General features: G+C 39.8%; 6 protein-coding genes and 2 pseudogenes. 2 read left to right on the top strand and 6 right to left on the bottom strand.

From position 1 onward, the window contains the following. The 5 genes and pseudogenes from B5G52_RS16185 to B5G52_RS22555 form a co-directional block, all read right to left on the bottom strand. Positions 1-1115, bottom strand: a 1115-nt coding sequence (locus tag B5G52_RS16185; RefSeq protein ID WP_087533684.1) for an IS4 family transposase, incomplete at its 3' end; no start/stop codon positions are given. A gap of 90 nt (positions 1116-1205) precedes the next feature. Then, positions 1206-1920, bottom strand: a pseudogene (locus tag B5G52_RS16180) (IS3 family transposase); the annotation flags it as partial. A gap of 47 nt (positions 1921-1967) precedes the next feature. Further along, the gene (locus B5G52_RS22095; protein ID WP_176372567.1) at positions 1968-2126 is read right to left on the bottom strand and encodes a hypothetical protein; all 159 of its coding nucleotides are present in this window, start codon (positions 2124-2126) and stop codon (positions 1968-1970) included. Positions 2127-2209: 83 nt separating this feature from the next. Then, positions 2210-2458 carry a PAS domain-containing protein gene (locus B5G52_RS16175; protein ID WP_140394340.1) on the bottom strand — a complete coding sequence of 83 codons (249 nt, stop codon included), beginning with the start codon at positions 2456-2458 and terminating at the stop codon, positions 2210-2212. A gap of 216 nt (positions 2459-2674) precedes the next feature. Continuing rightward, positions 2675-2794, bottom strand: a pseudogene (locus tag B5G52_RS22555) (PAS domain-containing protein); the annotation flags it as partial. A gap of 292 nt (positions 2795-3086) precedes the next feature. Here B5G52_RS22555 and htpG point away from each other — a divergent pair. Together htpG and adk are read left to right on the top strand one after the other, a co-directional pair. Then, positions 3087-5003, top strand: a complete 1917-nt coding sequence (gene htpG / locus B5G52_RS16165; RefSeq protein WP_087533682.1) for a molecular chaperone HtpG — start codon at positions 3087-3089, stop codon at positions 5001-5003. 175 nt (positions 5004-5178) lie between these two features. Next, positions 5179-5823: an adenylate kinase gene (gene adk, locus B5G52_RS16160; protein WP_087533681.1), complete on the top strand. Its 645-nt coding sequence runs from the start codon at positions 5179-5181 to the stop codon at positions 5821-5823. Positions 5824-5895: 72 nt separating this feature from the next. Here adk and tpx read toward each other — a convergent pair whose 3' ends face one another. Beyond that, positions 5896-6477 (bottom strand): thiol peroxidase, encoded by a 582-nt coding sequence (gene tpx, locus B5G52_RS16155; protein ID WP_087533680.1) that lies wholly within the window; start codon positions 6475-6477, stop codon positions 5896-5898. Between the last annotated feature and the right edge of the window lie 84 nt (positions 6478-6561).

Genomic DNA, 6561 nt, shown 5'->3' with positions numbered 1-6561 from the left:
TACTTGCAGGTGCATTTTGCTAGACGCTTACGTTTAAAGGACTGTTTTTTGAAGTATCGCAGCCCAACAAATGCCCATGACACTACTCGCCTGTTTTTGGTTGAGTTAGCTTGAAAAGCCCCTGTCTTTCCTGCTTTGTCTATCACTGCACCCAGCATCATTGAGAACCAATGCGCCAGTGTGGCAAGCAGTAAAAGTATGTCTAATCGATTGAGTTTGTTCGTTCTATTCAGATCTGAGCCTAAACCGAACCTTACACTTTTTTGGTCTCGGAACCCTGCCTCTATCTGCATTCTCATACCATATAGCTTGAGCACTTTTTCGAGAAAGTGGTGCCTTTTTGGAAGTGAAGAAACGAGTAGCCAAGGCTCTTTATAACCGCGTTCTTTATCTCTTTTTAATAACTTATGACTCTTGCCAACCAACACTGCATGCGTTTGATATTTTGCACTTTTGGTCAGCTCGGTCGCGCCAAGATACTGACTCTTACGTTGATTGTTCTTGAAGAGTGACTGGCATGGAATAAACTCATCACTGTCCTGCGTTTTCAAGTGTGCCGTACCTCGAACCCGGCTGATATAGTGCCAGCTATTGTTTCGCACGGCTTTGAGCCAGGGGACTTTAAAGCCCGCATCCGTCACAATGACGGGGCGGCAATCACTCGGCAAGATCAGTTTGAGCATCTTTAAGAACCGTTTTTGTACTTTTGGGCAATGATATTGAAAGCTGAATGCACTTTCTTGATATAAGGTCAAAGAGCGACCTTCATTGACAATGCTAGCACGCAGAATACAGTATTTGGTTTGTGTATCTGCATGACTCCAATCAACCAAGATGACGGGATGCTTTTCAGTGACCACAAAACGGCTTAAGCGAACATAAACCGATGTCGATTCACGTAAAAGCTCGTGGTTACTGAGTAGTCGATCAATACGTTTAATATCATGTTTTTCAGTTGTTTTTGAATCCAAGTTGCGGCCGATAGACGTCAAGGTGCATTGCTGACAGTGCAAAAGAGATTTAACGGCAGCGACTAGAGTATTAAATCTGGCTTTATGGATAGAGTTAGGAGTGACAGCGCGGAGCATATTGTGCAAAATAGTAGACGCATTCATGGTGTTTAGTTCTGTTGTTTTTGGCGATTCATAAGATCACAAAACACCATGAATGTTCCCTCACATTCCACATTTTTTAATACTATTAGTTCATTGATATATAAAGGTTAATTCTGGGGATACTTTAGCTAACGCACTATGCCTTCTCTTTTTGTTGTAATCAATTTCTATATATTCAAATACATGCTGCCTCATGGTTTCTCGGTTCATAATAGGCTCATATTGGATGGCTTCGACCTTGAGTGAATGGCAGAAGCTTTCCAAACACGCATTATCCCAGCAGTTGCCTTTACGACTCATACTTTGCATTAAATGATGTTCGCTTAATAAATCACGATAAGCATGGGAAGCATATTGGCTGCCTCTATCACTATGTACAATGACATCTTTAGGTCTACCTCGGCGCCAGATAGCCATTTGCAGGGCGTCACACACCAAAGATGATGTCATGCGTGTACTCATTGACCAACCAATCACTGAGCGCGAGTACAGGTCGATAATCACAGCGAGGTAAAGCCATCCTTCGCTGGTCATTAGATACGTGATATCACCTGCCCATTTTTGATTAGGCTTATCGGCGGTAAAGTTCTGCTCAAGTAAATTAGAGGCCACAGGTAAATTGTGTTTACTGTCGGTGGTCGACTTGAATTTACGAGCTGCTTTAGCTACTAAACCCTGACGTCCCATGCTTCTGTTGATGGTTTTTACATCATGTTTATTCCCTTGCTCCCGCCAGCTCGACTTGGATACGTCTCGCACCGTCTCGCTCTTCACTGTCAACAAATACGGCTTTGACCTGAGTATCTAACATTTGCTGTTGTTGTTTGCGCTTACACACGTGCTCACATAATTTTATCCATGCATAAAACCCACTTGGCTGATAGTCAAAACTATTTCTTTAGCTCCCGTTTGGATATCATGCATTACGGCTCCCGCATTATTTGAGAGTGAAAGAGTATCTTTAGCTAGTACTAAGCTACCATTGATTGCAGTGATGGCTTTTTGAGTCAAATTTCTATTTTCATTTACAACTTCAATAATTTGTTAAGTTGCAACACTTGTTCGAGCAGCTAAGTTGCGTACCTCATCAGCTACTACACTAAACCCTCAGATAGAGTCGTGACTTTTTCAATGGTAATACCAATGACATTGAGACCTAAATCTGCATTTTCATCTGTTTTTCGCGAAATATTAAAGGCTATCTCAGAGGTTTTTCCAATTTCTCTGTTCATTTTTTCTGTTATAACAGTAGCAAATTTGATTACTTTATATAATTCACCTGTATCGTCATGAACTGGGTTACATGAAGCCTCTAACCACAAAATATTTCCATCTACTATCAAACCGCTTAGATCTCCCAGAAACAAACTCTCCCTGTTTTAATTTTAACCAAAAATTCTTATGTTTTTCTGAGTTAACTTCATTAGGCGAGAAAAAATCTCATGGTGTTTACCAACTAGTTGAGCTCGGCTATATTTCACACCATTCAAGAATTTATCATTTGCATCTAAAATAACACCGTCTAAACTAAACTCAAATCGCCTTACTATGTTTTTTATTCACTGATTTTTTAATAAGATTTCATCAAAAGAGCGATTAACTATTTCTTCATATGAATACCCTAATACAGTACAAAAACGTTCATTAGCGTCAATTATTTTAGACTTATCGTTTATAGAGAAAAAAGCATCTCCTCTTTCAGTTCATTTTTAATTCGCTCATATTCGAAAGCAGCAATTTTAATTTGTGAAATTTCACTCCGTAATTTTTCCTGTGAATAACATTATTTAATTTCTTTTGCAAATGAATGTAAACAGACTTGCAGCTTTGGTAATGGTTAAAATGGAAGCCCAAATTTATTCTTTTTTTACTCTTGAATTGTTCGACTATGGACACAATATTCTAAGCCATGCTACTAGAGCAAATTTGATTGTGTACCAACTTGTGTACCAGAAAGTATAGGGTAATATTATGTCAGAAGAAAAAAACATCACAAAACATGAGTTTGGGTCAGATACAGGTCGCTTATTAAACCTAATGATCCATTCGCTTTATTCAAATAAAGAAATATTTTTACGTGAGCTTGTGTCGAATGCCTCAGATGCGGCTGACAAGTTACGCTTTTTAGCGCTTTCAAATGGTGACTTATACCAAGGTGATGCGGATTTACGTGTTCGTATCAGTGCTGATAAAGATGCAAAAACAGTGACAATTTCAGATAACGGTATCGGTATGACCCGTGACGAAGTTATCAGCTCACTGGGTACTATTGCAAAATCAGGCACTGCTGAGTTTTTCAAAAATCTAACTGGTGACCAAAGCAAAGATTCACAGTTAATTGGTCAATTTGGTGTTGGTTTTTATTCAGCCTTTATCGTAGCTGACTTAGTAACAGTTCGCACTCGTAAAGCAGGCGAAGAAAAAGGTGTTGAATGGCAATCACAAGGTGAAGGCGAATACACCCTAGAAGAGATTGAAAAAGAAGGCCGTGGTACAGACATTATTCTGCACCTTCGTGAAGACGAAGCAGAGTTTGCTGATGATTGGCGCTTGCGTAGCATCGTCACCAAATATTCAGATCATATTTCTACACCTGTACAAATGTACAAAGAAGAAGTACCTGAGTCTGAAGGCGAAGATGGTGAGAAAATCCCAGCTGTTCCAGGTGAGTGGGAAAGCATTAACCGCGCTACAGCACTTTGGACGCGTGATAAGTCTGAAATATCAGAAGATGAATACAAAGAGTTCTATAAGCACGTAAGCCATGACTGGGAAGAGCCGCTAAGCTGGGGTCACAATAAAGTTGAAGGTAAGACTGAGTACACAAGCCTGCTTTATATCCCTAAAAAAGCGCCTTTCGATTTATGGAACCGTGAGCGTCAAAGTGGCTTAAAACTTTACGTACAACGTGTATTTGTAATGGATGACGCTGAGCAGTTTATGCCAAGCTACTTACGCTTCGTAAAAGGTTTACTAGATTCAAACGATTTACCGCTGAATGTATCGCGTGAAATCTTACAAGATAACAAAGTGACACAAGCTATTCGAAAAGGGTGTACTTCACGTATTTTAAAAATGCTTGAACGTATGGCGAAAAACAAAGCCGATGATTACCAAACATTTTGGAATGAATTTGGTCAAGTAATGAAAGAAGGTCCAGCTGAAGATGCGACCAACAAAGAAGCGATTGCTAAATTACTACGTTTTTCTTCAACGCACACAGATGAAGAAGCTCAAAACGTTTCATTAGAGCAATACATTGAGCGTATGAACGAAGAGCAAGATGCGATTTACTATGTTGTTGCTGATTCATTCACCGCAGCTAAAAGCTCACCACACTTAGAGATCTTCCGTAAGAAAGGTATCGAAGTATTATTAATGAGTGACCGTGTTGATGAGTGGATGATGAGCCACTTAACAGAGTTTTCAGAAAAACCGTTCAAATCAATTACCCGAGGCGATCTTGACCTAGGTAACTTGGATGATGAAGAAACGAAGAAAGCGCAAGAAGAGTCAGAGAAAGAAGTAGAAGGCTTAGTTGAACGTATTAAAACAGCACTGGGTGATAGTGTGAAAGACGTACGCTTCACACATCGCTTAACAGACTCACCAGCATGTGTAGTTGCAGATGAAAACGACATGAGTTCACAAATGCAAAAGCTAATGGAATCAGTAGGTCAAGCTGCTCCTGAAGCAAAACCAATTTTTGAGCTAAACCCTGAGCATCAACTTGTTAAGCATTTAAATGTTGAGCAAGATGAAGATAAATTTGGCCAGTGGTCACATGTACTGCTTGACCAAGCATTGCTTGCTGAGCGTGGTACATTAAAAGACCCAGCGGGTTTTGTGACACGCTTGAATAAATTAATGCTAGATATGAGCAAGTAATTGCTAAATTAGGCATTTGATTGAAAAAGGGGCGAAAGTCCCTTTTTTGCATTCTACGGCTAGTTAATTAGTATAAGTTGCTTGAGTATCTGTAGCGCTTATGGAAGAATTCAGGCTTTAAAAATAAATATTACTGAACTGCTTTTTCAGTTTGGTATCAACCGAGGACAATGATATGCGCATTATTCTTTTGGGCGCGCCGGGTGCAGGTAAAGGCACTCAAGCTCAGTTTTTGATGGACAAATACGGTATTCCGCAAATCTCTACTGGTGATATGTTACGTGCAGCGATTAAAGAAGGCACACCACTGGGTTTAGAAGCTAAAAAAGTAATGGATGCGGGTCAGTTAATCTCTGATGACATCATCATTGGTCTAGTAAAAGAGCGCATCGCCAAAGATGACTGTGAAAAAGGCTTCCTATTAGATGGTTTCCCTCGTACGATCCCTCAAGCTGACGCGATGAAAGAAAATGGCGTAGTGGTTGATCATGTTATCGAGTTTGACGTAGCTGATGAAATCATTGTTGAGCGTATGGGCGGACGTCGTGTTCATCCAGGCTCTGGTCGCGTTTACCACGTTGTTTATAATCCGCCAAAAGTGGAAGGTAAAGATGACGTAACCGGTGAAGATTTAATTATCCGCGCCGATGATACAGAAGAAACTGTACGTAAACGTTTAGGTATTTACCATGAGCAAACAATGCCACTGGTTGATTATTATCAAGCTGAAGCAAAAGCGGGTAATACGCAATACCACAAGCTAGATGGCACCCAAGCTGTTGAAGCGGTAAGCCAACAGCTTGGTGAACTATTAGGCTAATTTGTGCTTGATAGGACTAAAAAACCGCCAAATTTGGCGGTTTTTTATCACTACTATTTAACAAGTCATGGCTCAAAGCGCATTCATCGCGCTAATGATAGGCTCATAGTTAGGCTCTTTCGATAAATCATCTACTAATTGCTTATACACAATTTTATGTTCACTGTTTAAAACAAATACAGCACGGGTAAGAAGCCCCATATCTTTAATGATCAAGCCATAATTTTGACCAAAGTCACGCCATACTGAATCAGATAAAGCGGTAATTTTATCTATATTCTCGGCTTTGCAAAAACGCTTTTGTGCAAACGGTAAATCCACACTGATAGTAAGCATCACTATATTTGGAAACTTCTCGGCCACTTTTTCGTTGAAATGTTTAGTTTGAATACTACACACTCCAGTATCTAGGCTTGGCACTACACTAATGAGTACAGCCTGACCTTTATAGTCATTTAATGTTATTGGTGAGAAAGAGTCATTGACAACTTTAAAATTAGGCGCTTGTTGCGAAACTTCAACCCCAGTACCAAGTAGTGTAATTGGCTTTGACTGAGCAGAAACTTTACCTGCATCTAAGCTATTTTCAGCTATATTAGCCGCAAAAGTCGCTGAACAAAACGTACATAACGCAAAAGTGATTAAACGAAGCATAAGGTATTTCCTTTAGAATTAACGCAATTGCACTCAGTGTATTATAATCAACACAGTGCACCAAGGTTTACGCTAATTTAAAAT

This window comes from Pseudoalteromonas sp. A601 (genome assembly GCF_002165575.1).
Taxonomy (GTDB): domain Bacteria; phylum Pseudomonadota; class Gammaproteobacteria; order Enterobacterales; family Alteromonadaceae; genus Pseudoalteromonas.
Note: the sequence above shows the minus strand (reverse complement) of the source record. Positions and strands in the feature narration are given on the sequence as shown.